The sequence below is a fragment of the Viridibacillus sp. KH_047 genome (assembly GCF_057838945.1).
On the sequence record NZ_CM174479.1, the window covers coordinates 562,977 to 588,233 of the forward strand.

Below are 25,257 nucleotides of genomic sequence, written 5' to 3' on the forward strand. Positions count from 1 at the left end.
TGATTTTTGATGGTTAATAAATAATACTGGATTAAAAACACGAACAAAAAGGTGACTCGTAGATGGATATGTTGACATTTGCCCTAGTTTTTAAGTAAACTAATTATAACAATTATAAACTAATAATTTTTATGAATTGAGGTGCATGGCGATGACTGAAGTGCAATTGAAAAGCGCTCTAGACACGCTAAAGACAACAGGCGTAAGGATCACCCCCCAACGTCATGCTATTTTAGAGTATTTAATCGAAACAATGTCACATCCAACTGCTGATGAAATATACAAAGCACTTGAAGGGAAATTCCCTAATATGAGTGTAGCAACGGTTTATAATAATCTTCGTGTATTCCGAGAATCAGGTTTAGTGAAAGAATTAACATATGGTGATAGCGCAAGTCGTTTTGATTTTGTTACAAATAAGCATTATCACATTATTTGTGAAGGTTGTGGGAAGATTGTAGACTTCCATTACCCAGGACTTGATGAGGTTGAACATTTCGCCGCTAGTGTCACTGGCTTCAAAATCAACTCACACCGTATGGAGATTTATGGAACTTGTCCAACGTGTTCTGAGCAAGCTACGAAAGTTCAATAAGTAAGGGAGCTACTTAACTGTCAAGAATGACACATAGGTAGCTTCTTTTTATGGTAAACTATATAATGCTTTTTTGATAAAAAAACCCCGTTACAATTTAGTAACGAGGCGAAGGAATTAATCTTTACGATTTGTGCGATTGTTTAGTGATTGATCAAACTCTTGTCCTTCTAATGAAGGATCTAAAGTAAGCGGTTCATTGCAATACATACACATATCTACACGTCCAAGCACTTTCGTGTGTTTATGGCAACCCGGACATTCTACTAATACTGCTCGGGTTGAAAGGAATCCAATCCATCCATATACAAAAGTACTTCCAAGAATACAGAGGATACCTAGTGTCATGAAGATAATAACTAACCATTGGTGTTCTCTGAAGAAAATGGCACCGTACATGATGATAAAGCCAATAAATATGAGAGATAAAGCAAATGAACGGATTTTATTTATCTTGTTTTTATATGGTTTCATTTGTAAGCCTCCTAATCTACAACATACTATAACACAAAATGATATCGTAATATGAAGTGAAAATTTTATGCAGGAATCTTATTATTTTTGTCGAACGTTTAAGACAGAGTAAATTGACTATTGACTATAGGAGGATCATTATGGAGCAGCTACTACGACCCATATACCAAGAACGAGCAAGTCACCCGAATACAATAGGTGTAATTTTAATAGAAAAAAGGGAAGAAGTAAGCCCGATAACAGATACATTCGATACGATACTTCTTATTATAACGAAAGAAAGTGACCGACCAGTATTTACAAAACATTATACTTTTAAAAATAAAAAAGCTGCTATGCACATCATTACTGAGAAGCAGTTAAACAAATGGTTATTAGTAGGAACTAATAAGAAGATAGTCGACTGGCTATTCTTTGGAAAAGTATTATTTGATCGGAATGAGTATCTCTCAAATTTAAAGAAGGAACTGAAGGAGTTCCCTTTTTATGGTCGGAAAATAAAAATGGGTATCGAGTTTGCAAAGTTAATACGAAGATACTTAGAAGGTAAAGTATGCTTCGAAGAGAGAAACTACTTAGATGCCTATAATCATGTAGTTGAATCATTGCATCATTTAGCTCGTCTTGCTGTAATGGATAATGGACTGTACCCCGAGGTTACAGTATGGTCGCAAGTAAAACAAATTGATCCAGCCATTTACAAATTATATGAAGAACTTATTACAAGTGAAGAATCATTAGATAAACGTTTAGAGTTATTATTTTTAGCAAGTGAGTTCTTTATTCATTCTCGTACTGCAGATGGTGCAACGCATGTAATAGAAGTAATGTCTCAAAAAGACTTTTGGACAATTCAAGAATTGCATGAACAAGAGGAGCTAAAAAACTATTCAGTTAACCTTGAAGTTTTCATCGAATACTTAATAGATAAAGGTTACATCTCTGTAGAGCGTGTAGAGACTAAGGGAAATAACATATATCATAGAGACTATAAGGTTGAAGAAATCGTTGATTAGTTGTATATTAATTGAGGCGTTTAAAACGTCTCAATTTTTTTTAGAAAAAGTGTTGACATGAGCATCGACACTATTGTATTATATTAATTGTCGCTAAGACGTGTTGTTAAAACTTAAAACTTTCAGTCGAAAAACTTTTTTAAAAAAGTTGTTGACATCAAAAAAGAAAGGTGTTAAGATATTAAAGTCGCTGAAACAAACAACGACAACAACAAAATGAACCTTGAAAACTGAACATGCAAGACGTTAATCAATAAATGTTTTTGGACGCCAACTTTGTTGGTGGATCAAAACAAAAAATAGATATCATCTTCGGATGATACGCTAGCAAAGCTAATGAGCTTTCAAACTACTTTTATGGAGAGTTTGATCCTGGCTCAGGACGAACGCTGGCGGCGTGCCTAATACATGCAAGTCGAGCGAATGATGAAGAAGCTTGCTTCTTCTGATTTAGCGGCGGACGGGTGAGTAACACGTGGGCAACCTACCTAGTAGATTGGGATAACTCCGGGAAACCGGGGCTAATACCGAATAATCCATTTTGTCACATGGCAAAATGCTGAAAGGCGGTTTCGGCTGTCACTACTAGATGGGCCCGCGGTGCATTAGCTAGTTGGTGGGGTAACGGCCTACCAAGGCAACGATGCATAGCCGACCTGAGAGGGTGATCGGCCACATTGGGACTGAGACACGGCCCAAACTCCTACGGGAGGCAGCAGTAGGGAATCTTCCACAATGGACGAAAGTCTGATGGAGCAACGCCGCGTGAGTGATGAAGGTTTTCGGATCGTAAAACTCTGTTGTAAGGGAAGAACAAGTACGTTAGTAACTGAACGTACCTTGACGGTACCTTATTAGAAAGCCACGGCTAACTACGTGCCAGCAGCCGCGGTAATACGTAGGTGGCAAGCGTTGTCCGGATTTATTGGGCGTAAAGCGCGCGCAGGTGGTTTCTTAAGTCTGATGTGAAAGCCCACGGCTCAACCGTGGAGGGTCATTGGAAACTGGGAGACTTGAGTGCAGAAGAGGAAAGTGGAATTCCAAGTGTAGCGGTGAAATGCGTAGAGATTTGGAGGAACACCAGTGGCGAAGGCGACTTTCTGGTCTGTAACTGACACTGAGGCGCGAAAGCGTGGGGAGCAAACAGGATTAGATACCCTGGTAGTCCACGCCGTAAACGATGAGTGCTAAGTGTTAGGGGGTTTCCGCCCCTTAGTGCTGCAGCTAACGCATTAAGCACTCCGCCTGGGGAGTACGGCCGCAAGGTTGAAACTCAAAGGAATTGACGGGGGCCCGCACAAGCGGTGGAGCATGTGGTTTAATTCGAAGCAACGCGAAGAACCTTACCAGGTCTTGACATCCCAATGACCGCTCTAGAGATAGAGTTTTCCCTTCGGGGACATTGGTGACAGGTGGTGCATGGTTGTCGTCAGCTCGTGTCGTGAGATGTTGGGTTAAGTCCCGCAACGAGCGCAACCCTTGATCTTAGTTGCCATCATTAAGTTGGGCACTCTAAGGTGACTGCCGGTGACAAACCGGAGGAAGGTGGGGATGACGTCAAATCATCATGCCCCTTATGACCTGGGCTACACACGTGCTACAATGGACGATACAAAGAGTCGCTAACTCGCGAGGGTATGCTAATCTCATAAAATCGTTCTCAGTTCGGATTGTAGGCTGCAACTCGCCTACATGAAGCCGGAATCGCTAGTAATCGTGGATCAGCATGCCACGGTGAATACGTTCCCGGGCCTTGTACACACCGCCCGTCACACCACGAGAGTTTGTAACACCCGAAGTCGGTGAGGTAACCTTTATGGAGCCAGCCGCCGAAGGTGGGATAGATGATTGGGGTGAAGTCGTAACAAGGTAGCCGTATCGGAAGGTGCGGCTGGATCACCTCCTTTCTAAGGATTATTACGGAAACAGATCTTGGATCTGTCGATTAACGTCTTGCGTTCAGTTTTGAAGGTTTATACTTCAATTATATATTTTCCTAAAAGGGGCCTATAGCTCAGCTGGTTAGAGCGCACGCCTGATAAGCGTGAGGTCGATGGTTCGAGTCCATTTAGGCCCACCATATTTTCTCTTTTTGGGGCCTTAGCTCAGCTGGGAGAGCGCCTGCCTTGCACGCAGGAGGTCAGCGGTTCGATCCCGCTAGGCTCCACCAATATTGTTCTTTGAAAACTGGATAAAACGACATTGAAGCAAATTAAGTAACACATTTTTTATTATTAAGTTTTTTAGGCTTAATAACTAACTTTTAGGTTAAGTTATTAAGGGCGCATGGCGGATGCCTTGGCACTAGGAGCCGAAGAAGGACGGCACTAACACCGATATGCTTCGGGGAGCTGTAAGTGAGCTTTGATCCGGAGATTTCCGAATGGGGGAACCCACTGTTCGTAATGGAGCAGTATCTTGACGTGAATACATAGCGTCTTGATGGCAGACCCAGGGAACTGAAACATCTAAGTACCTGGAGGAAGAGAAAGAAAAATCGATTCCCTGAGTAGCGGCGAGCGAAACGGGAATAGCCCAAACCAAGAGGCTTGCCTCTTGGGGTTGTAGGACACTCTATATGGAGTTACAAAGGAATGAGTTAAATGAAGCGGTCTGGAAAGGCCCGCCAGAGCAGGTAACAGCCCTGTAGTTGAAAGTTCATTCTCTCTTGAGTGTATCCTGAGTACGGCGGAACACGTGAAATTCCGTCGGAATCTGGGAGGACCATCTCCCAAGGCTAAATACTACCTAGTGACCGATAGTGAACCAGTACCGTGAGGGAAAGGTGAAAAGCACCCCGGAAGGGGAGTGAAATAGATCCTGAAACCATGTGCCTACAAGTAGTTAGAGCCCGTTAATGGGTGATAGCGTGCCTTTTGTAGAATGAACCGGCGAGTTACGATTACATGCGAGGTTAAGTTTTAGAAGACGGAGCCGTAGCGAAAGCGAGTCTGAATAGGGCGAATGAGTATGTGGTTGTAGACCCGAAACCAGGTGATCTACCCATGTCCAGGGTGAAGGTAAGGTAACACTTACTGGAGGCCCGAACCCACGTACGTTGAAAAGTGCGGGGATGAGGTGTGGGTAGCGGAGAAATTCCAATCGAACCTGGAGATAGCTGGTTCTCTCCGAAATAGCTTTAGGGCTAGCCTCGTGATAGAGAATCCTGGAGGTAGAGCACTGTTTGAACTAGGGGTCCATCCCGGATTACCGAATTCAGACAAACTCCGAATGCCAGTGATTTATGCACGGGAGTCAGACTGCGAGTGATAAGATCCGTAGTCAAAAGGGAAACAGCCCAGACCACCAGCTAAGGTCCCAAAGTAATTGTTAAGTGGAAAAGGATGTGACGTTGCTTAGACAACCAGGATGTTGGCTCAGAAGCAGCCATCATTTAAAGAGTGCGTAATAGCTCACTGGTCGAGTGACGCTGCGCCGAAAATGTATCGGGGCTAAACAATTCACCGAAGCTGTGGATGGACATCTTAGATGTCCGTGGTAGGAGAGCGTTCTAAGTGCTGTGAAGTCAGACCGGAAGGACTGGTGGAGCGCTTAGAAGTGAGAATGCCGGTATGAGTAGCGAAAGACGGGTGAGAATCCCGTCCACCGAATGACTAAGGTTTCCTGAGGAAGGCTCGTCCGCTCAGGGTTAGTCGGGACCTAAGCCGAGGCCGATAGGCGTAGGCGATGGACAACAGGTTGATATTCCTGTACCACCTATTTACCATTTGAGCAATGGGGGGACGCAGTAGGATAGGGTAAGCATGCTGTTGGTTATGCATGTTCAAGCAGTGAGGCGTGAAATGAGGCAAATCCCATTTCTATAACGTTGAGCTGTGATGACGAGGACGTATGTCCGGAGTTCCTGATTTCACACTGCCAAGAAAAGCCTCTAGCGAGGTAAAAGGTGCCCGTACCGCAAACCGACACAGGTAGTCGAGGAGAGAATCCTAAGGTGTGCGAGAGAACTCTCGTTAAGGAACTCGGCAAAATGACCCCGTAACTTCGGGAGAAGGGGTGCTCTAGTAGGGTGAAAGCCCGAGAGAGCCGCAGTGAATAGGCCCAGGCGACTGTTTAGCAAAAACACAGGTCTCTGCAAAACCGTAAGGTGACGTATAGGGGCTGACGCCTGCCCGGTGCTGGAAGGTTAAGAGGAGTGCTTAGCGCAAGCGAAGGTGCGAATTGAAGCCCCAGTAAACGGCGGCCGTAACTATAACGGTCCTAAGGTAGCGAAATTCCTTGTCGGGTAAGTTCCGACCCGCACGAAAGGCGTAACGATCTGGGCACTGTCTCAACGAGAGACTCGGTGAAATTATAGTACCTGTGAAGATGCAGGTTACCCGCGACAGGACGGAAAGACCCCGTGGAGCTTTACTGTAGCCTGATATTGAATTTTGATACATCTTGTACAGGATAGGTAGGAGCCAGAGATTCCGGAGCGCCAGCTTCGGAGGAGGCGTTGGTGGGATACTACCCTAGATGTATTGAACTTCTAACCCATGCCCCTTAGCGGGGTAGGAGACAGTGTCAGGCGGGCAGTTTGACTGGGGCGGTCGCCTCCTAAAGAGTAACGGAGGCGCCCAAAGGTTCCCTCAGAATGGTTGGAAATCATTCGTAGAGTGTAAAGGCATAAGGGAGCTTGACTGCGAGACCTACAAGTCGAGCAGGGTCGAAAGACGGGCTTAGTGATCCGGTGGTTCCGCATGGAAGGGCCATCGCTCAACGGATAAAAGCTACCCCGGGGATAACAGGCTTATCTCCCCCAAGAGTCCACATCGACGGGGAGGTTTGGCACCTCGATGTCGGCTCATCGCATCCTGGGGCTGTAGTCGGTCCCAAGGGTTGGGCTGTTCGCCCATTAAAGCGGTACGCGAGCTGGGTTCAGAACGTCGTGAGACAGTTCGGTCCCTATCCGTCGTGGGCGTAGGAAATTTGAGAGGAGCTGTCCTTAGTACGAGAGGACCGGGATGGACACACCGCTGGTGTACCAGTTGTTCTGCCAAGGGCATCGCTGGGTAGCTATGTGTGGACGGGATAAGTGCTGAAAGCATCTAAGCATGAAGCCCCCCTCAAGATGAGATTTCCCATTACGCAAGTAAGTAAGATCCCTCAAAGACGATGAGGTAGATAGGTTCGAGGTGGAAGTGTGGCGACATACGGAGCTGACGAATACTAATAGATCGAGGACTTAACCAAATTTTACTTAACTAACTTCAATGTAATTTATCCAGTTTTGAGAGAATAATAAAAAACTTTTCTAAAATAGCAAAAAACACTTGCTAAACTTTAAAAAAGATGATATAATTATTCTTGTCCTTAGGTAATACAATAGTCTAGTGACGATGGCAAAGAGGTCACACCTGTTCCCATGTCGAACACAGAAGTTAAGCTCTTTAGCGCCGATGGTAGTTGGGGGTTTCCCCCTGTGAGAGTAGGACGTTGCTAGGCGATCATATTATTCCGAAGTAGCTCAGTGGTAGAGCATCCGGCTGTTAACCGGACGGTCGTAGGTTCGAGTCCTACCTTCGGAGCCATTTTTGGAGAGCTGTCCGAGTGGCCGAAGGAGCACGATTGGAAATCGTGTAGGCGAGTAACCTTGTCTCAAGGGTTCAAATCCCTTGCTCTCCGCCATACACATTATCATTTATTATATGGCCCCTTGGTCAAGCGGTTAAGACACCGCCCTTTCACGGCGGTAACACGGGTTCGAATCCCGTAGGGGTCACCATTTATAACATTATACGGAGGATTAGCTCAGCTGGGAGAGCACCTGCCTTACAAGCAGGGGGTCGGCGGTTCGATCCCGTCATCCTCCACCATTTAAATTAATAATACCATTATCGCGGGGTGGAGCAGTTCGGTAGCTCGTCGGGCTCATAACCCGAAGGTCACAGGTTCAAATCCTGTCCCCGCAACCAAATGGTCCGGTAGTTCAGTTGGTTAGAATGCCTGCCTGTCACGCAGGAGGTCGCGGGTTCGAGTCCCGTCCGGACCGCCATTTTTAAAAAAAGAATATTAAATTATTATGGGTCAGTAGCTCAGTTGGTAGAGCATTAGATTGAAGCTCTAAGTGTCGGCGGTTCGATTCCGTCCTGACCCACCATAATAATGCCGGTGTAGCTCAGTTGGTAGAGCAACTGACTTGTAATCAGTAGGTCGAGGGTTCGACTCCTTTCGCCGGCACCATGTTTTTCTGGAGGGGTAGCGAAGAGGCTAAACGCGGCGGACTGTAAATCCGCTCCTTCGGGTTCGGCGGTTCGAATCCGTCCCCCTCCACCATTTTTTTATTTTAGGGGCATAGTTTAACGGTAGAATAGAGGTCTCCAAAACCTTTGATGTGGGTTCGATTCCTACTGCCCCTGCCAATTTAAATTATATAATGGCGGTTGTGGCGAAGTGGTTAACGCACCTGATTGTGGTTCAGGCATTCGTGGGTTCGATTCCCATCAGTCGCCCCATTTAATTTTTGACAATAAAATAATTCAGATATAATAATATTATGGCGGTTGTGGCGAAGTGGTTAACGCACCTGATTGTGGTTCAGGCATTCGTGGGTTCGATTCCCATCAGTCGCCCCATATTATTGGGGTATAGCCAAGCGGTAAGGCAACGGATTTTGATTCCGTCATGCCCTGGTTCGAATCCAGGTACCCCAGTTAAATTTGCGGAAGTAGTTCAGTGGTAGAACACCACCTTGCCAAGGTGGGGGTCGCGAGTTCGAACCTCGTCTTCCGCTCCATTTTCTATTTACGGCGGCATAGCCAAGTGGTAAGGCACAGGTCTGCAACACCTCTACCACCGGTTCAAATCCGGTTGCCGCCTCCAATTATTTTTAAAATAACTACATATGATCTATAATAATATTATGCCGGTGTGGCGGAATTGGCAGACGCGCACGACTCAAAATCGTGTTCTTTCGAGAGTGTCGGTTCGACCCCGACCACCGGTATCCTAAACTATATATACATTAAGACTCTAGCTTATGTGCTAGAGTCTTTTTTTGTGTTTTTTGAATACGACTATTTTTATCAAAGATCCTTGCAGTGATTTAAAGGAGGTATTCAATGAGAAAGAGCGCATTAACAGAACAACAATTAACATTCATTCAGACGTTATTTTAGAGCCTATTATACACGCGGCCATAGGGATGCAACAATCATGTTCTATAGTAATGAATTAACTGCTGCTAAGAAAGTGATAGGAAAAGTACTCGTAAAATTCACTCACATGACTTAGAGGAGTTTATCATACAGAGTAAGGAATTATCTAAAGATTGTCACGATTAACACACGCTTACGTGTTCTCAGAATTATTTGTAAGCCAAGAAAAAATTTGAATGGTCAGCATTCAAAATCATTTTACGAAGTACGATAGCAGCAGGTATAGATGTCTTAATCCTAATGACGATAGTAGGATATACGGACAAATCTATGGGGAAATGATATTCTTCAATTTAAACATAAGAAGTTTGGGTCTTTAAAGGGCTTGAAAATATAAAGGAGAGTATAGAAAAAGAGCGTGCTTATAGTCTATGGCGGAAGAATTACAAACTATAAATTTTCCTAAGGGTTACTTGTCGATTTTGCTCTGAAAAAGTAGAGTTTTAGTTAAATTAAATTATTCCAATTATAAATTATTTATTCATAGTTAATTTGACCTAAACAAATCAAGTCGCCATTGAATAAACTATTTTTAAAGACTAAAATGCCAATAAAGACACTAGAAAGGTTGATAAGCAAATTTATGAAAACAATTATTTTTATAGGTAGTAATAAATCCGGTTCAAGTAGAGAGGCAATGAAGGCCGCTGAAAGGCTAGGGTTTTTTACTATATTATTAACCGATAGGAAACGGTTCCTTGAAAACAGACTTGATTTCCCCGAAGTTCACCAAATGGTTCTGACTGAATTGAGTAATCATAATTTGTTAAAAGAAAATATAAGAGCAATACAAGCACAAGGAAAAAAAATAGAAGCTATATTGAGTTTTATTGATCCTTATGTCCATGTAGCAGCAAAGCTGTCAAAAGAATTTGATTTGACTGCAGTGTCCCCTGAACCTTTAGAGAAAATGGAAGATAAGCTTTCAACACGTGAACTTTTAAAAGATCTTCCGGTATCCCCCTATTTTGTAAAGTTTGAAAAAGATGATTCCTTAGAAGACTTTATCGATAATCAAAAAGGGTTATTTCCTCTCATTGTAAAAACCCCCGTTTCAACTGGTTCTAAAGATGTGTTATTTGCCAAAGATGACAAGCAATTAGAACAATCCATTAATGCATTATTAATGAAAGGGAACAGAGAGTTATTAATTGAGGAATATTTAGAGGGTCCTCAATATTTGATTGAAGCTTGTGTGTACAAAGGAAAAGTTCATATTATTGCAGTCCTTGAACAAGAAATAACGTTTTTCGACCGTTTTATTGTTACTGGTTATTGTTTGTTGGGAGATATGGACAAAGCCCTTTACAATAAAATCTATGAAACCGTTTGTTTGGTACTGGAACGTTTTAATTTGAATAATGGATCTTGCCATTTAGAAATGCGATTAATTAGTAATGAATGGAAACTAATTGAAATAAACCCTCGGATATCAGGGGGAGCAATGAATCGAATAATTGAAACGGCCTATGGAATTAATTTAGTTGAAGAAACCATAAAGATTTTTTTAGGACAAGAGCCTAATCTCGAAAAAAAATACAAAAGATTTGTATTTGCACAATATTTAACAAGTGTATCTACTGGTACTTTAATAAAGGTAACAGGAAAAAATCGTTGTTCTCGGATAGACGGGGTGGAGGAAGTTTTTATTAAGCCTAAAAAAGGGAAGGTATTACATCCACCTTTATCTATGGGCGATCGCTATGGATATGTGTTGGCTTCTTCAGAAAATAAAGAAGAAGCAATCAGGACTGCTAAGGAAGCTGCAAAGGAAATCCGTTTTTATATTGAACCTATTTAATTGGAGTGGATAAAAAATGATAGATGGCCGACATGAAAAAAAAGAAGAAGATGAGTCCGTTTGTAATCTGAAACCTACTTTGAAAAAGATTTATGAAACTCAGAACAAGGCAAAATTACCAATCTTTCGAGGTATACTTCAGGAAACCATCCCATTTATTTTATATTCCTCAGCAACTGCTGAACCTTATTTTGCCTTTGGTACTACCACGACCTCACAATCCCTATTTAGAACTTGTTTTTTCCGTATTGAGGATTTAATTGACTCGAATGTCTCCCTATCATTATTACGTCCAATTGATATAGAAGGAAATTGTTTAGACACTATACACATTCCGTATCGATTAGAAAAAACGAATATTAAAGTGATTGTATGCATACATGAATTTTCCGGTATTCAGTGTATCAGCCCTAAATTAATAGATCGTCAAAGTATCATTGTTGAACAAAAGTGCTAGGAACAAAAGACGAATTAGCATTTTCGAATCTTTGATCCATCGGTCTTACTAAGCATCTTTAGATATTTAACAAACTTGATTGGAATTTGGAATGCATGCTTTTGGGTTTATTTTGCATGTATCTTTGTAATTGTACAGAGAAAATCATAAATTAATAATATAGGATATAGGTGTTCATAAAAAGAAGAATACTGGATAGTCTTTTCAAATAATTTTCTTAGAATGGTATCTTTTATTAAGGAGAGATGGAAAAATATGATCTTAATTGGAATGCTGCATCATAGAGCAGAACCTGAGAAAGTAAAGAAGGCCTATGCCTATTCTGTTGTGGCTAAAGCTGAAGGTGTGGAATTTTTTTACTTTACAGCTGGTAAAGTTGATATTGAAAACCAAAAAATTATCGGGAAATATTATGAAAATGGTGTGTGGATTGAAAAGGAATATCCATTTCCAGATGTCATTTATAATGCAAGTTATCCCTTAGGTGAAAAAGCAGAGCAAACCTTCGACTATTTATCTGAGAGGATTACATTTACTAGTCATTCAATCGGAGATAAATTGAGTGTCCATAAAAGGATTAAGGAAGGTGAGGATTTTAAACAATACCTGATTCCAACACTCGAACTAACTAATGTCAAATATTTACTGGATATGATTAATCTATATCCAAAAATCGTTATGAAACCTATTTCTGGCCACCAAGGTGAGGGCATCCTTTTCATTGAAAAAGAAGATGATAAATTCAAAATTAATGACTCAGGCAAAATCTCAATTTATACGAAAGAAGAGTTATTAGACTTGGCGTTACTTAAAATTCAGGAACAAGAATATATAGTTCAAAGGTTTATTTCAAGTCAGATAAAATCAGGCCATGTATTCGATTTCCGTTTGCATGTACAAAAAAATGGAGAAGGAAAATGGGTCATAACATCAATATACCCCCGTATAGGACCTTTGGGCAGTATTACATCTAATTTAGGTAGTGGGGGTTATACTGCTTATCTTGATCATTTTTTACAAAAAGAGTTTAATGATGACTGGTTTAATGTCAAAAGATTACTTGAGCATTTTTCATTAAGCTTTTCTAACCATTTTGATTCATTATACGATGATTTCCCACTCGATGAATTAGGAATCGACGTTGGAATCGATGAAAACCAAAGATTGTGGTTATTTGAAGTAAATTGGCGGCCTGGAATCCCAATAATATTTAATAGTGAATTAGACGTAGCAAGAAACACGATTCATTACGCCAAATATTTAGCCCTTAATAACAAGAACTTGTCTTCGAATTGAGGTTTAGAGAAATGTAACTGCCTTTACTTTTGGAGAAGGTAGTTTTTTAATAGAAATTTTATCTGGACTGCATACAACATTAGGTAAATAAAAAAATTTGTTTTTGAACTAGCGGAGGCTTTACTCGAAGATCAATGAGCTGCGTAGACTGCTCTTTTTTCTTGTTCTTAGGTTTCTACAATATTTGAGGACTAAAAAAAGAGGAGGGAAATTTCTCTCCTCTTTTATTATTATTTAGTAGTTATAGAAACAAAATCAGGATTTATTGATTTTTATTCCGAAGAAACACATAAAAATTTAACAGGTTTGCTTGCGAGATTCAACCAATAATGCGGACTACTAGAGTCGATGATAATGGAGTCATGTTCGTTTAAATGATATTCTTCATCATTTATTTGTACGGTCAGCTTGCCATCTAAAACATACAGAAATTCTTTTCCGTGATGAGTAAATTGATTCCCCTTGTTTTCTCCCGGATTTAGAATTATAAGAAGTGGGTTAAAGCCAAGGCCTGTATGATTGCCGGATAGGTCTTTGTAAATGAATTGGTTGACGGTCAAATCCGCACTGTTATTAATTCCTCGAATGACAGTCGGCTGATTTTGTTCTGTTTCTGTGTTGAAAAAGTAACTAGGATTTACTTGAAGTACTTCGGATATTTTCTTGAGCGATTCTAGTGTTAGAGATGATTTCATACGCTCAACTTGTGATAGAAAACTGATGGATAAATCAGTCTTGTCTGCAATTTCCTTAAGGGTTAATTTTCTTTCTTTTCGTAGGCTTTTTATTGTATCTCCAATTGTTTTGTCCATAACAATACCTCATCTCAATGTATGTAAAGCATACACCATTATATATTTTAAAAATAAAGTTGACAGAATATTATCTCTAATCTAATATTAGGTTATCGTAATTTAAGTAATACTTCAAAAGTATTGAACTTTCACTTAAATTATAAAACATATGTTAATAAATAACTAGAGACTCTTTTTATAAGTAATTTTGAAACAGTATATTAAAAATTGGATTGGAGAGATTTAAATGATTATTAAAAAAGTATATACAACAGTTGATGTACATGTTGCAGGCGAACCATTACGAATTATTACGGACGGGCTACCCGAGATAAAAGGAGATACTCAATTGGAAAGACGTGCTTACTGCATGGAACATCTTGATTACATAAGAGAAGTGCTGATGCTTGAACCAAGAGGGCATCACGGTATGTATGGATGTATTATTACGCCTCCTGCAAGCCCTCATGCAGATTTTGGAGTTCTGTTTATGCACAATGAAGGTTGGAGCACGATGTGTGGACATGGAATTGTTGGTGTGATCACGATGGGGATAGAAACAGGTCGTTTCACCGTGACAGAAGAAAATCAGAAATTTATTATCGATAGTCCTGCAGGTGAAATAGTAGCTTATGCAAAATGCAATGGCTCTATTGTGGAAGCGGTTTCTTTTGAAAATGTCCCGTCATTTGTATTGGAAAAAGATATGCCTGTAAGTATTGATGGTTATGAATTCAATGTTGATATCTCATTTGGAGGTGCTTTCTACGCAGTTGTTAAAAGCAAAGAGATGAGCTTGAAAGTAAATACTAAAGATTTACCAGCAATTCAAAAATGGGGAACAAAAATCAAACGATATATAGAAGATAAAATAGATGTAGTTCATCCACTTGAAAGTGGTCTTCGTGGCATTTATGGTGTTATTTTCTCAGATGATCCAGTAGGAGAGAATGCAGATTTGCGCAATGTGACAATATTTGCAGATGAACAAATCGACCGCTCACCTTGTGGTACAGGGACGTGCGCAAGATTAGCGAGCCTTTATGCACATGGTGAATTGGAAGACCAGGGAAGCTTTGTTCATGAAAGCATCACAGATGGCCAATTCATTGGAGAGATTTTATCGATTAGCAATGTAGCGGGGTATGAAGCGGTCATTCCAAAAGTTACAGGAGAAGCTTATTTGACAGGTTTCCACCAATTTTTAGTTGATCCACGCGACACTTTACCAAGAGGATTTTTACTGGAAGAGATCTGATATTTTCGAGCTTTAAAGAAAGAAGGGGTGGTGTAAGTTGTTAAAGTGGTGGAAAAAGAAAAATCTTTTTATTCAAGTCGCAATCGGGGCAGTAATTGGAATAATTATTGGATTGGTATTTGGACAGCAAGCAGGTTATCTTAAACCAATTGGTGATATATTTATCAGATTCCTTCAAATGCTAATTGTACCGTTAACTTTCTTTGTTCTAATTGATGGTATTACAAATTTACCAGGAATGAAATCATTAAAATCAATTGGGGGTATGACTTTTTTATACTATTCACTAACAACTATACTTGCAGCCTCAATTGGTATAGGAGTCGCCCTTATAATGAATCCTGGTAAGAACGCACAAGGATTATTAACTGGTGGTAAAGAAATTGCACCACAAGAGTTCAGCTTCATTGATAATATAGTTGAATGGGTGCCTAACAATATTATTGCGGGGATGGCTGAAACGAATATGCTACAAATAATAATTGTAGCGGTCATCATAGGAGTCGCATTACTCAGCTTGGGTGAAAAAGTAAGCGGTATGAAAAAGTTGATTAATGAAGGTGCAATATTGATGTTGAAAATAACGGATATCATTATGATGCTTGCTCCAATTGGAATTCTTGCATTACTTGCGAATTTAGTCGGAACAACAGACACAAAAATATTGTATGAATCATTGCACTATGTTTTAACGGCACTTATCGGTTTGGCAATTTTGTTGTTTATTGTGTATCCGACAATGATTAAGATATTCACTAAATTTAAGCCTTTAGGTTTTTTTAAGACAATAAGCCCAGCACTCCTTGTAGCTGCAGCAACATCTTCTAGCAATTCCACTTTACCAGCGTCCATGAGGGTGTCTAAACAACTTGGAATTTCAGATAAAATATACGGTTTTACATTGCCTTTAGGTGCAACAATTAATATGGATGGGTTGGCAGTCACTTTTGGTGTGACAGGAGTTTTTGCGGCTAATCTATATAATATACCAATTACGTTTTCTTTAATTATGCAATTTGTTTTTTTAGGATTGGCTTTATCGATGGGGACTGCAGGAGCAAGGGGAGCAGATATTGTCATGATGGCAATATTAATGTCCACATTAGGATTACCACTTGAAATAGTAGCAATTTATGCTGCTGTATCACCACTTATTGATACTGGAAACACAGTGAATAATATCGCTGGTGATTTAACGGGAACCGCAATTGTGCACACACGTTTTGGCGATGAAATAGAATCTCTTGAAGAAGCTAAGGATGTTCCCTTGGCAGAATCAAAAATGGTGGTCCAATAATCTCGTAGAGTAACTTGTATTTGTTGGGGATTTTAGTACTGGAGGAAAAGATATGTTGATTTTAAGTGCACGTGAACAAAAGAATTTGATGGATATGAATGAGGTAATGGACTGTGTTGCGCAAGCATTAAATGAATTTTCCGCATCGAGAACAGAGACACCAATTCGGTTGTCACTTCCTTTTGGCCAATCAAATACAGGACTTGTCATGCCTTCCGTTGCAAAAGAGTTGCAAACAATGGGTGTGAAATATGTAACGGTAGTTCCCGATAATAAGAAAACTGGCAAAACTATTCAGGGAGTCGTTTTATTGTCTGATATTGAAACTGGTGAACCGTTAGCTTTGCTTGAAGGCTCTTTTTTAACTCTTATTCGAACAGGTGCATTATCAGGTGTTGCGACAAAGTACTTTGCACGTGAAAATGCGAAAGTACTAGGTGTTATTGGAACTGGTGAACAGGCAAAAGGTCTTTGTGAAGCAGTTATGGCTGCAAGATCTATTGAAGAAATCCATTTATTTAATCGTAGTGATGCAAAAGCTAAAGAGTTCGCTCAGTTCTTAGAAGAAAACTTTAATGTGAAAACAGTTCTTTATGATAATCCAAATGAAGTAGTGCGTAAAGCAGATATTCTAGTGACTGCAACGAGCTCGACAATTCCGGTCTTCACCGAAGCATTGAAACCAGGTACGCACGTAAACGCGGTGGGCTCATTCCGTCCAACGATGCAGGAATTACCGTCAAGTGCAATTGCTTCAGCACATAAAGTTATTGTAGAAGCAAAAGACGCAGCTCTGGAAGAAACAGGCGATTTGCATGTGCCGATTCAAGAAGGAGTGTTCTCTGAAACTGGTATTCATGCAGAACTTGGAAAAGTGGTAAGTGGGGAGCGGCCAGGTAGAGAAAATGATGAGGAAATTACCGTTTTTAAATCTGTGGGTCTTGCGATTGCAGATATAGTTGTCGCGAAATATTTGTATGATAAGGCCATTGCGAATAAAGCAGGGGTGCATGTGGAATTATAAGCAAGTTGACTAAATAACTAGGCATATTGGTGTCGTAATTACCGACTTTGAGAAGGTTTCTGTAACATTTAAAGAAGCTGAAGGAGACAAATAGATGTTTAGAAAAGAGAGGGGCTGAAAGAGTGCTCCTCTCTTTTTTTTATTTTCTACATATAGATCCCTTAACAATTTACTAGATGGTAGAGGTTCTGATATTAACAGTTCACAATGTAATAAAAGTTTCATATTGTAACCTATTTTAATGTGTTTTTACAGCAGACTAATAATACAGCGGGAATAAGTAAATCATGAACGCTTCTTTATTCGCTTTTCATATATAGAGTTTGTTAAAGTAGAGATAAGGAACAGAATATATTATTAGGGGTTTTAAGAAATGAAAATACGTCCAAAGAGATTGCAGGTTGGAGATACGGTTGGGATTATCGCACCTGCTAGTCCACCAAATTTAGAGAAGTTAACAAAGTCATTCGCTTTTCTAGAAGAGCTTGGCTTGAAATATGTTATTGGAAAGTCTGTACAACTGAAGAATGGTTATTTAGCAGGAACTGATGAGGAGCGTTTATCAGATTTACATGAAATGATTGAAGATCCTAATATTGCTGCTATTTTCTGTGCTAGTGGTGGGTATGGTGCTGCGCGTATTGCAGAACGCATTGATTATCAATTACTAGAGGAGAATCCTAAAATCTTCTGGGGTTTTTCAGATATTACGTATTTACATACCGCTTTTGGTTTATATTCTGATATTGTGACTTTCCACGGTCCAACTTTATCAAGTATCGGGCGAGAAGATGTAGCAGAACGTTCTAAGCATATGTTTAAGCAGTTGTTTGAACCTGCTGAGATTCACTATGAAGAAGGTATCTCTCCGCTTACAGCAGTGTCTGGTGGAGCTGCAAGAGGAGAACTAGTAGGTGGAAATCTAACGCTAATTGTCAGCAGTATTGGTACTAAGTATGAAATCGATACTAAAGGAAAGATATTGCTTATTGAAGATATTGGTTTAGAGCCAGCACAAATTGATGGCTTACTCAATCAGTTAAAACTAACACGTAAGCTAGATGAAGTAGCAGGTGTTATTATCGGAGAGTTTACAAACGCAGAGCCTAGAGAATATGTAGATTCACTCACAATAGATGAAGTGTTTGCTCATTATTTTAGTAATTTAGGTAAACCCGTAGTGAAGGGATTCAAAATTGGACATTGTGAACCAAATGTAGCAATTCCATTAGGTGTGGACGCAATTTTAGATGCAGATCGTAAGCATTTAGCTATTTTACCTGGTGTTCAGTGATACCATACAATTAGATAAATTCAATGCTTTTAGCCATAATTCTTCCATCGTTATCTTATAATACAATAACTTCTTGTTAATAAATTTTGTTTTAAACAAAAAAACATTTACTATGTAACTCATCTCTCTTAGAGGTGAGTTTTTTATTTTTTTCTATTAGTATATCCAGGTAATGATGGAATGAAAAAGTAAATATACTAATTTATAAATAATTGATATTAAAATAAAATTCTGTTAATGTATTTTTATAATATTATCAGAATATTATAAAAAGTATAGGGGTGATAGAGTGAAGTATTTTTTATCAGTAGACATGGAAGGGATTACGGGTTTACCAGATTACACGTTTGTATCGCAATCAGAAAATAATTATGAGCACTCTAGAAAAATTATGACAGATGAGGCCAATGCGATAATAGGTGCTGCTTTTAAAAGTGGAGCGAAAGAAGTGCTAGTAAACGATAGCCATTCCAAAATGAATAATTTGTTAGTTGAGGAATTACATGAAGATGCAGATTTGATCACGGGGGATTTAAAGCCGCTCTCAATGGTTCAAAACGTAGATGAAACTTTTGATGGTGTAATGTTTGCAGGATATCATGCGAGAGCAGGGCAACCTGGAGTAATGAGCCATTCAATGACATTTAGCATAAGAACAATTTTCATTGATGATGTGGAAATTGGTGAAATTGGCTTTAATTCATATGTGGCTGGTTATTTTGGGGTGCCAGTTATTTTCCTAGCTGGTGATGATTGTGCTTGTCGTGAGATTGAGGCACTTATTCCTGGTGTTGTAACTGCAGCAGTAAAAGAATCAATTTCGAGATCGGCTGTGAAGACATTACATCCTAAAAAAGCACAAGCGTTGTTAGCTGAAAAAACGGCTGAAGCGATTGCGAAAAAAGATTCAATTAAGCCACTTATACCACCAGCTACACCAACGTTACGTATTGAATTCACAAATTATGGGCAAGCCGAGTGGGCTGCATTAATGCCAGGGACGAGAATTATTGAAGGCACAACAATGGTGGAATTTAAGGCAAAAGATATTCTAGAAGCATATAGAGCAATGCTTGTAATGGCAGAGTTGGCATACCAAACACGATATTGCTGACAAGGAGGAGGAGGGTTGAATGATTCAATATATTATTAAGCGCTTCTTCATGATGGTTTTAACAGTGTTGCTTATTGCGACATTGACCTTTTTTTTAATGCATGCAATACCAGGATCACCATTTGATGATGATCGTACTTCAAATCCTACAATTCAAGAAAATCTAGAAAAATACTATAAGCTTGATCAGCCATTGCCAGTGCAATATATGAACTATTTAAAGGCGATTGTTACGTTCGATTTTGGTCCTTCTATTAAGAAACCAAATGACTCTGTTAATAGCTTATTGGCCAGGGGATTCCCTATTTCATTTGAGCTAGGGATCATAACGATACTAGTTGCGGTTTTATCAGGGGTAACGTTAGGCACTATAGCAGCACTCCGGCATAACGGAATAATTGATTATTTTGCGATGACTTTTGCGGTTATAGGTATTTCCATTCCTAACTTTATTTTAGCAACTTTACTTATTCAAATTTTTGCAGGTGAGCTGAAGTGGTTACCCGCGGCAACTTGGCAAAGCCCGCTTCATATGATTTTGCCTACTTTAGCATTAGCAACAGGACCTATGGCGATTATAGCAAGGCTTACTCGCTCTAGCATGTTAGAGGTACTGACACAGGATTATATAAAGATGGCTAGAGCAAAAGGTTTGAAACCATCTAGAATAATAATCCGGCATGCACTACGAAATGCCATGATGCCGATCGTGACAATTATGGGGACGATGCTAGCTGGAATTTTAACGGGTACCTTCGTTATTGAACGCATTTTTGCAATTCCAGGTATGGGAAAATACTTCGTTGAAAGTATTAATAATCGTGACTATCCCGTAATCATGGGCTCAACTGTTTTTTATAGTGCATTTTTAGTATTTATGCTATTCCTAGTCGATATCGTATATGGCATATTAGATCCGCGTATTAAATTGCACAAAAAAGAAGGTGAATCATCATGACCAATATAAAAGACGTTGAAATAAAAGACGAGTGGTTTAAGCCTAAAGCGAAGAATTTGGAGAAGGCTGAATTGGTTGTAAGGCCGTCATTATCGTATTGGGCAGATGCTTGGCGTAAGTTAAAAAAGAATAAGCTAGCAATGTTAGGGATGTTTTTTTTAATATTCCTTGCCATTATGGCTATATTTGTTCCGATATTTTCTCCGTATTTAGTTACAGCAACTGATTACCCTAATCAAAATAAAGCGCCTTCTATGACGCATTGGTTTGGAACGGATGATGCAGGGCGAGATGTGTTTACAAGAACATGGTACGGAGCACGAATTTCTTTGTTTGTAGGTTTGATGGCAGCACTTATAGATTTTTTTATAGGTATTATTTATGGCGGTATTAGTGGGTATAAGGGTGGTAAAGTGGATTTAATCATGATGCGTATCATTGAAGTTTTATATGGTCTTCCACATTTACTTGTAGTTATTTTGTTAATGGTCGTAATGGGATCTAGCTTAACAACAATCATTGTTGCCTTAACAATTACAGGATGGGTAGGAATGGCACGTATTGTACGTGGCCAAGTGTTGCAATTAAAAAATTATGAATTCGTAACAGCTTCTAAGTCTTTTGGGGCTAAGACTTCACGCATCATACGAAAAAATTTGTTACCAAATACTATGGGCCCAATTATTGTACAGATGACACTGACAGTGCCGAGTGCAATTTTTGCAGAAGCCTTTCTAAGTTTTTTAGGCTTAGGTATTAGTGCGCCATTTGCCAGCTGGGGTGTAATGGCAAACGATGCATTGCCTGTTATTTTATCGGGACATTGGTGGAGATTGTTTTTCCCAGCATTATTTATATCATTAACGATGTTTGCATTTAATGTTCTTGGTGATGGGCTACAAGATGCACTTGATCCAAAGCTAAGGGGGTGAGTGGGATGGTACGTGAACAAGCGCTACACAATAATTCTACGGGGCAGCCAACATTCGAGGGAAAAGAGAGAATGGAAGAAAAAATCTTACAAGTGGAAGATTTACAAGTGACTTTTACTACATTTGGCGGCGTAGTTCAAGCTGTAAGGGGCGTCACATTTGATTTGCATAAAGGTGAGACACTTGCCATTGTAGGAGAATCTGGTTGTGGTAAAAGCGTTACATCAAATGCGATTATGGGATTAATCCCACAACCTCCCGGGAAAATTACAAATGGCAAGGTAATCTTTAAAGGAAAAGATTTAACTTCTTTTAAAAAATCTGATCTTCGTAAAATACAAGGGCTAGATGTGTCGATGATTTTTCAGGATCCAATGACTGCATTAAATCCAACGATGACAATTGGAGAACAATTGACTGAGGGACTACGTACGCATCATAAGATAAGTAAGGCGGAAGCTAAAACCAAGGCTATTGAAATGCTGCTACTTGTAGGAATATCAAATCCTAGTGAACGATTAAATCAGTACCCCCATCAGTTTTCTGGTGGTATGAGGCAGAGAATTGTTATCGCAATCGCATTAATATGTGAACCTACCTTATTAATAGCGGATGAACCAACAACAGCTTTAGATGTAACCATTCAAGCACAAATTTTGGAACTGTTTGAAGAGATTCAAAAGAAAACAGGCGTCTCCATTATCTTAATAACACATGATTTGGGTGTGGTTGCGAAAATAGCTGATCGGATTGCAGTTATGTACGCAGGCAAGATTATTGAAATAGGTACGAAGCGAGAAATTTTTTATGTACCTACACACCCTTATACAAAAGGATTATTAAATTCAGTTCCTAGACTAGATTTAGTAGAGGAAGAATTAGAGCCTATTGAAGGAACACCTCCTGATCTATTTGCACCACCAGAAGGCTGTGCTTTTACAGCGAGATGTCCATATGCGATGGAAGTATGTAATCATGTATATCCAGTTGCAACATCGCTATCTGAGAAGCATAAGGTAGATTGTTGGTTACAAGATGAACGTGCTAAAGGCATATTTAACTAATAATGGTGAGAGGCACATTGTGCTTAATATATTTCACAAAAGAGTTAAAGGGGGATTATTGATGAAAAAGTGGTTAACAGTTTTATTCGTAGCAGTATTCGCAATTGTTTTATCCGCTTGTACGGCAAACAAAGATGCAGGCAAAGAACCGTCATCCGCTGATAGTGGAGGAGATGCCAAGGGAAAAGTACTTTACTTAAATAACGGTAGTGAACCAACTTCTTTCGATCCATCTGTCGGTTTTAATGCAGTATCTTGGAATGCATTAAATAACTTGATGGAAGGTTTAGTTCGCTTTAATGACAAAGATCAACCTGTAGAAGCAACAGCTGAAAAGATTGCTGTTTCTGATGATGGATTAACTTATACTTTTACAATTCGAGATGGAGCTAAATGGTCAAATGGCGATGCAGTAACGGCGGGAGATTTTGTTTTTGGATGGCTACATATGCTTGATCCAGAAACAGCTTCGCCAGCAGCATTCTTAGCTTATTCAATCGATGGCGCTGAAGCTTATAACACTGGAGAAGGTAAAGCGGAGGAAGTAGCTATCAAAGCGACTGATGATAAGACATTTGAAGTGAAGCTGAATGCACCAACTGATGCGTTCTTGAGCATAATTACTAATCCAAGCTTCTTCCCGGTGAATGAGAAAGTTGCTAAGGAAAATCCAAAATGGTTTACAGAAGCAGATTCATTTGTCGGTAATGGACCATTCAATTTATCAGAATGGGAGCATGATGTAAAATTCGTATTCAAAAAGAATGATCAGTATTGGGATAAAGATACTGTAAAGCTTGATAAAGTTGATTGGGCAATGGTGAATGATCCGAATACTGAATATCAAATGTACAAATCAGATGAGCTAGATGTATCGAGTGTTCCTGCTGAGCTAGCTGAACAGTTAAAGAACGATAAAGAGTTACATGTAGAAGACCAAGCAGGCATATACTTCTATCGATTTAATGTAGAGAAAAAGCCATTTACAAACAAAAAAATTCGCCAAGCTTTTGCTAAAGCAGTAGACCAAGAAAATATCGTGCAATATGTAACGAAAAATGGTGAGAAAGCAGCGCATGGTTTCGTAACATATGGCTTCACTGGTCCAGACGGTAAAGAATTCCGAGAATCAGTTGGAGATTTGGTTTCTTTAGATAAAGAAGAGGCAAAGAAATTATTAAAAGAAGGTATGAAAGAAGAAGGCTGGACTAAGCTTCCTAAAGTGACATTAACTTATTCAACAAGCCCTGAACACCAAAATATTGCAGTAGCGTTACAAAGTCAATTTAAAGAAGCGCTAGATGTAGATGCAAAACTTCAAAACGTAGAAGCTAGTGTATTCTTAGCTGAACAAAAAGAATTGAAGCATCAAACATCTCGTTCATCATTCTTATATGATTATGCAGATCCAATCAATGCACTTGAAAGTTTTATCACAGGTTCTCCTATGAACCGTACAGCATGGTCAAACAAAAAGTTTGATAGCTTAATTAAATCTGCTAAACAAGAAACAGATGCAGCAAAACGATGGGAAACTCTACAAGATGCAGAGCGTGTGTTAATAGACGAAGCACCTATTGTACCACTATATTTCTATAACCAAGTGTCATTAGAGAAATCTAATGTATCTGGTATTGTTCGTCACCCAGTTGGTTATACGGAACTGAAATGGGCAGACAAAAATTAAAAAAGTAGCGGTGCCTATTATAGGCACTGCACTTTCTTTAATAAATGAAAGAATGTATATGTTACGTTCCTTGATTTATTTTAGAAAGGGAGGAAATGATGATGAAAAATAGACCTATGAGACTTCAAAAAGGTGACACGATTGGGATTATAGCTCCATCAAGTCCGCCAAACCTGGAAAATCTACAACACTCACTCGCATTTCTTGAAGGGCTGGGGTTGCAATATAAATTTGGTGCATCTGTAGAGAATATTTATGGTTATTTAGCAGGGACAGATGAAGAACGGCTAAATGATCTACATACTATGTTCGCAGACCCTACAATTGCTGGCATCATTTGTGCTGGTGGTGGTTACGGCTCAGCACGTTTTACAGATAAAATTGATTTTCAGCTCCTTGCTAATAATCCTAAAATCTTCTGGGGCTATTCTGATATTACATTTCTACATATAGCGATAGGAAAGTACTCTAATTTCATTACCTTTCATGGTCCAATGTTAGCTTCTGATATTGGTAGACCTACATTCCGAGAAAAATCAGGTCAGATGTTTAAACAACTTTTTCAACCAATGGAGTTACAGTATACAGAGGATTACTCACCATTAGAAACAATGGTTGCAGGAGTGGCAAAAGGAGAAATTACAGGTGGTAATTTAAGTCTTTTATCAAACGGACTAGGAACAGAATTTGATGTCGATACGAGAGGGAAAATTCTATTAATCGAGGATGTAGATGAAGAGCCTTATAGAATCGATTGTATGCTAAATCAATTGCGACAAGCTGGTAAATTACAAGATGCAGCAGGCTTTATTGTAGGTGATTTTAGTAATACTGAGCCGAAAAAGAGAAAAGTATCATTGTCGCTGGAAGAAGTGTTAACTCACTATTTAGGTGCTTTAAATGTACCAGTAGTGAAGGGCTTTAAAATTGGGCATTGTGAGCCTCATTTTGCCATACCTTTAGGTGCAGAAGCTATTTTAAATGCGAATGATAAAATCTTGACCATTTTACCAGGGGTCCAATAAGTGAAGGGGTG

Annotated in this window: 17 protein-coding genes, 18 tRNA genes and 3 rRNA genes; 36 read left to right on the forward strand and 2 right to left on the reverse strand. The window is 39.5% G+C overall.

The annotated features are described in order from the left end of the window. The first annotated feature begins 151 nt into the window (after positions 1-151). Positions 152-595 carry a peroxide-responsive transcriptional repressor PerR gene (perR, locus tag AC3IS5_RS02815; RefSeq protein ID WP_489426488.1) on the forward strand — a complete coding sequence of 148 codons (444 nt, stop codon included), beginning with the start codon at positions 152-154 and terminating at the stop codon, positions 593-595. A gap of 117 nt (positions 596-712) precedes the next feature. Here the strand turns inward: perR and AC3IS5_RS02820 are convergent, their stop codons facing one another. Then, entirely contained in the window at positions 713-1,069 is a 357-nt protein-coding gene (locus tag AC3IS5_RS02820) for a YgzB family protein (RefSeq protein ID WP_489426489.1), read from the reverse strand. Positions 1,070-1,209: 140 nt separating this feature from the next. On the opposite strand from AC3IS5_RS02820, the gene AC3IS5_RS02825 reads away from it, so the two are divergent. From AC3IS5_RS02825 to AC3IS5_RS02945, 25 genes are all read left to right on the forward strand, one after another. After that, positions 1,210-2,085 (forward strand): nucleotidyltransferase-like protein, encoded by an 876-nt coding sequence (locus AC3IS5_RS02825; protein WP_489426490.1) that lies wholly within the window; start codon positions 1,210-1,212, stop codon positions 2,083-2,085. A 354-nt stretch (positions 2,086-2,439) separates the two neighbouring features. Beyond that, positions 2,440-3,992: ribosomal RNA gene (locus AC3IS5_RS02830) — 16S ribosomal RNA — on the forward strand. A gap of 96 nt (positions 3,993-4,088) precedes the next feature. Then, positions 4,089-4,165, forward strand: a tRNA-Ile gene (locus AC3IS5_RS02835). A 14-nt stretch (positions 4,166-4,179) separates the two neighbouring features. Continuing rightward, positions 4,180-4,255 (forward strand) — tRNA-Ala (locus AC3IS5_RS02840). Positions 4,256-4,351: 96 nt separating this feature from the next. Further along, a 23S ribosomal RNA gene (locus AC3IS5_RS02845) occupies positions 4,352-7,281 on the forward strand. Positions 7,282-7,417: 136 nt separating this feature from the next. Next, positions 7,418-7,533, forward strand: a 5S ribosomal RNA gene (gene rrf, locus AC3IS5_RS02850). Together the 16S, 23S and 5S rRNA genes with 18 tRNA genes alongside form the textbook arrangement of a ribosomal RNA operon. A gap of 11 nt (positions 7,534-7,544) precedes the next feature. After that, positions 7,545-7,619, forward strand: a tRNA-Asn gene (locus AC3IS5_RS02855). 5 nt (positions 7,620-7,624) lie between these two features. Beyond that, positions 7,625-7,716: transfer RNA gene (locus tag AC3IS5_RS02860), tRNA-Ser, on the forward strand. Between the two features lie 22 nt (positions 7,717-7,738). After that, positions 7,739-7,813 (forward strand) — tRNA-Glu (locus AC3IS5_RS02865). Positions 7,814-7,828: 15 nt separating this feature from the next. Further along, positions 7,829-7,904, forward strand: a tRNA-Val gene (locus AC3IS5_RS02870). A 22-nt stretch (positions 7,905-7,926) separates the two neighbouring features. Continuing rightward, positions 7,927-8,003, forward strand: a tRNA-Met gene (locus tag AC3IS5_RS02875). Positions 8,004-8,006: 3 nt separating this feature from the next. Then, a tRNA-Asp gene (locus AC3IS5_RS02880) sits at positions 8,007-8,083 on the forward strand. Between the two features lie 29 nt (positions 8,084-8,112). Beyond that, positions 8,113-8,188 (forward strand) — tRNA-Phe (locus tag AC3IS5_RS02885). A gap of 7 nt (positions 8,189-8,195) precedes the next feature. After that, positions 8,196-8,271: transfer RNA gene (locus AC3IS5_RS02890), tRNA-Thr, on the forward strand. Positions 8,272-8,280: 9 nt separating this feature from the next. Continuing rightward, positions 8,281-8,364, forward strand: a tRNA-Tyr gene (locus AC3IS5_RS02895). Positions 8,365-8,376: 12 nt separating this feature from the next. Next, a tRNA-Trp gene (locus tag AC3IS5_RS02900) sits at positions 8,377-8,450 on the forward strand. Positions 8,451-8,467: 17 nt separating this feature from the next. Then, positions 8,468-8,543 (forward strand) — tRNA-His (locus tag AC3IS5_RS02905). A gap of 44 nt (positions 8,544-8,587) precedes the next feature. After that, positions 8,588-8,663 (forward strand) — tRNA-His (locus tag AC3IS5_RS02910). Between the two features lie 6 nt (positions 8,664-8,669). Next, positions 8,670-8,741, forward strand: a tRNA-Gln gene (locus tag AC3IS5_RS02915). Positions 8,742-8,749: 8 nt separating this feature from the next. Next, positions 8,750-8,824, forward strand: a tRNA-Gly gene (locus tag AC3IS5_RS02920). A gap of 12 nt (positions 8,825-8,836) precedes the next feature. After that, positions 8,837-8,910: transfer RNA gene (locus AC3IS5_RS02925), tRNA-Cys, on the forward strand. Between the two features lie 42 nt (positions 8,911-8,952). Continuing rightward, positions 8,953-9,034, forward strand: a tRNA-Leu gene (locus AC3IS5_RS02930). Positions 9,035-9,828: 794 nt separating this feature from the next. After that, entirely contained in the window at positions 9,829-11,046 is a 1,218-nt protein-coding gene (locus tag AC3IS5_RS02935; RefSeq protein ID WP_489426491.1) for an ATP-grasp domain-containing protein, read from the forward strand. A 16-nt stretch (positions 11,047-11,062) separates the two neighbouring features. Then, positions 11,063-11,503, forward strand: coding sequence for a CotY/CotZ family spore coat protein (locus AC3IS5_RS02940; RefSeq protein WP_489426492.1), 441 nt, complete (start codon positions 11,063-11,065; stop codon positions 11,501-11,503). A 255-nt stretch (positions 11,504-11,758) separates the two neighbouring features. Further along, positions 11,759-12,799: a YheC/YheD family endospore coat-associated protein gene (locus AC3IS5_RS02945; protein WP_489426493.1), complete on the forward strand. Its 1,041-nt coding sequence runs from the start codon at positions 11,759-11,761 to the stop codon at positions 12,797-12,799. 272 nt (positions 12,800-13,071) lie between these two features. Here the strand turns inward: AC3IS5_RS02945 and AC3IS5_RS02950 are convergent, their stop codons facing one another. Beyond that, a complete protein-coding gene (locus AC3IS5_RS02950; protein WP_489426494.1) occupies positions 13,072-13,611 on the reverse strand; it encodes a helix-turn-helix domain-containing protein in 540 nt (179 codons plus the stop codon). Between the two features lie 229 nt (positions 13,612-13,840). On the opposite strand from AC3IS5_RS02950, the gene AC3IS5_RS02955 reads away from it, so the two are divergent. The 10 genes from AC3IS5_RS02955 to AC3IS5_RS03000 all read left to right on the forward strand — a co-directional run bounded on the left by AC3IS5_RS02955 (position 13,841) and on the right by AC3IS5_RS03000 (position 25,246). Then, complete coding sequence (locus AC3IS5_RS02955) at positions 13,841-14,851, forward strand: proline racemase family protein (protein WP_489426495.1); 1,011 nt, start codon at positions 13,841-13,843, stop codon at positions 14,849-14,851. A 37-nt stretch (positions 14,852-14,888) separates the two neighbouring features. After that, the gene (locus AC3IS5_RS02960; RefSeq protein ID WP_489426496.1) at positions 14,889-16,148 is read left to right on the forward strand and encodes a dicarboxylate/amino acid:cation symporter; all 1,260 of its coding nucleotides are present in this window, start codon (positions 14,889-14,891) and stop codon (positions 16,146-16,148) included. 52 nt (positions 16,149-16,200) lie between these two features. Next, entirely contained in the window at positions 16,201-17,172 is a 972-nt protein-coding gene (locus tag AC3IS5_RS02965; protein ID WP_489426497.1) for an ornithine cyclodeaminase family protein, read from the forward strand. A 373-nt stretch (positions 17,173-17,545) separates the two neighbouring features. Next, positions 17,546-18,466 carry a S66 peptidase family protein gene (locus AC3IS5_RS02970; protein ID WP_489426498.1) on the forward strand — a complete coding sequence of 307 codons (921 nt, stop codon included), beginning with the start codon at positions 17,546-17,548 and terminating at the stop codon, positions 18,464-18,466. Between the two features lie 289 nt (positions 18,467-18,755). Next, positions 18,756-19,580: a M55 family metallopeptidase gene (locus AC3IS5_RS02975; RefSeq protein WP_489426499.1), complete on the forward strand. Its 825-nt coding sequence runs from the start codon at positions 18,756-18,758 to the stop codon at positions 19,578-19,580. A 19-nt stretch (positions 19,581-19,599) separates the two neighbouring features. After that, positions 19,600-20,538, forward strand: coding sequence for an ABC transporter permease (locus AC3IS5_RS02980; RefSeq protein WP_489426500.1), 939 nt, complete (start codon positions 19,600-19,602; stop codon positions 20,536-20,538). After that, the gene (locus AC3IS5_RS02985) at positions 20,535-21,470 is read left to right on the forward strand and encodes an ABC transporter permease (RefSeq protein WP_489426501.1); all 936 of its coding nucleotides are present in this window, start codon (positions 20,535-20,537) and stop codon (positions 21,468-21,470) included. Before AC3IS5_RS02980 ends, AC3IS5_RS02985 begins: the two co-directional genes overlap by 4 nt. Before the next feature lie 71 nt (positions 21,471-21,541). Then, complete coding sequence (locus tag AC3IS5_RS02990; RefSeq protein ID WP_489427806.1) at positions 21,542-22,534, forward strand: ABC transporter ATP-binding protein; 993 nt, start codon at positions 21,542-21,544, stop codon at positions 22,532-22,534. Positions 22,535-22,595: 61 nt separating this feature from the next. Then, positions 22,596-24,221 carry a peptide ABC transporter substrate-binding protein gene (locus AC3IS5_RS02995; protein ID WP_489426502.1) on the forward strand — a complete coding sequence of 542 codons (1,626 nt, stop codon included), beginning with the start codon at positions 22,596-22,598 and terminating at the stop codon, positions 24,219-24,221. A 101-nt stretch (positions 24,222-24,322) separates the two neighbouring features. Then, the gene (locus AC3IS5_RS03000; protein WP_489426503.1) at positions 24,323-25,246 is read left to right on the forward strand and encodes a S66 peptidase family protein; all 924 of its coding nucleotides are present in this window, start codon (positions 24,323-24,325) and stop codon (positions 25,244-25,246) included. Positions 25,247-25,257: the final 11 nt, after the last annotated feature.

Excerpts from the sequence above, each read along its gene's own strand:
- AC3IS5_RS02955 (WP_489426495.1), top strand. The coding sequence starts at position 13,841 with ATGATTATTAAAAAAGTATATACAACAGTTGATGTACATGTTGCAGGC.
- AC3IS5_RS03000 (WP_489426503.1), top strand. The coding sequence starts at position 24,323 with ATGAAAAATAGACCTATGAGACTTCAAAAAGGTGACACGATTGGGATT.
- AC3IS5_RS02825 (WP_489426490.1), top strand. The coding sequence starts at position 1,210 with ATGGAGCAGCTACTACGACCCATATACCAAGAACGAGCAAGTCACCCG.
- AC3IS5_RS02995 (WP_489426502.1), top strand. The coding sequence starts at position 22,596 with ATGAAAAAGTGGTTAACAGTTTTATTCGTAGCAGTATTCGCAATTGTT.
- AC3IS5_RS02965 (WP_489426497.1), top strand. The coding sequence starts at position 16,201 with ATGTTGATTTTAAGTGCACGTGAACAAAAGAATTTGATGGATATGAAT.
- AC3IS5_RS02990 (WP_489427806.1), top strand. The coding sequence starts at position 21,542 with ATGGAAGAAAAAATCTTACAAGTGGAAGATTTACAAGTGACTTTTACT.
- perR (WP_489426488.1), top strand. The coding sequence starts at position 152 with ATGACTGAAGTGCAATTGAAAAGCGCTCTAGACACGCTAAAGACAACA.
- AC3IS5_RS02820 (WP_489426489.1), bottom strand. The coding sequence starts at position 1,069 with ATGAAACCATATAAAAACAAGATAAATAAAATCCGTTCATTTGCTTTA.
- AC3IS5_RS02935 (WP_489426491.1), top strand. The coding sequence starts at position 9,829 with ATGAAAACAATTATTTTTATAGGTAGTAATAAATCCGGTTCAAGTAGA.
- AC3IS5_RS02970 (WP_489426498.1), top strand. The coding sequence starts at position 17,546 with ATGAAAATACGTCCAAAGAGATTGCAGGTTGGAGATACGGTTGGGATT.
- AC3IS5_RS02950 (WP_489426494.1), bottom strand. The coding sequence starts at position 13,611 with ATGGACAAAACAATTGGAGATACAATAAAAAGCCTACGAAAAGAAAGA.
- AC3IS5_RS02985 (WP_489426501.1), top strand. The coding sequence starts at position 20,535 with ATGACCAATATAAAAGACGTTGAAATAAAAGACGAGTGGTTTAAGCCT.
- AC3IS5_RS02940 (WP_489426492.1), top strand. The coding sequence starts at position 11,063 with ATGATAGATGGCCGACATGAAAAAAAAGAAGAAGATGAGTCCGTTTGT.
- AC3IS5_RS02945 (WP_489426493.1), top strand. The coding sequence starts at position 11,759 with ATGATCTTAATTGGAATGCTGCATCATAGAGCAGAACCTGAGAAAGTA.
- AC3IS5_RS02980 (WP_489426500.1), top strand. The coding sequence starts at position 19,600 with ATGATTCAATATATTATTAAGCGCTTCTTCATGATGGTTTTAACAGTG.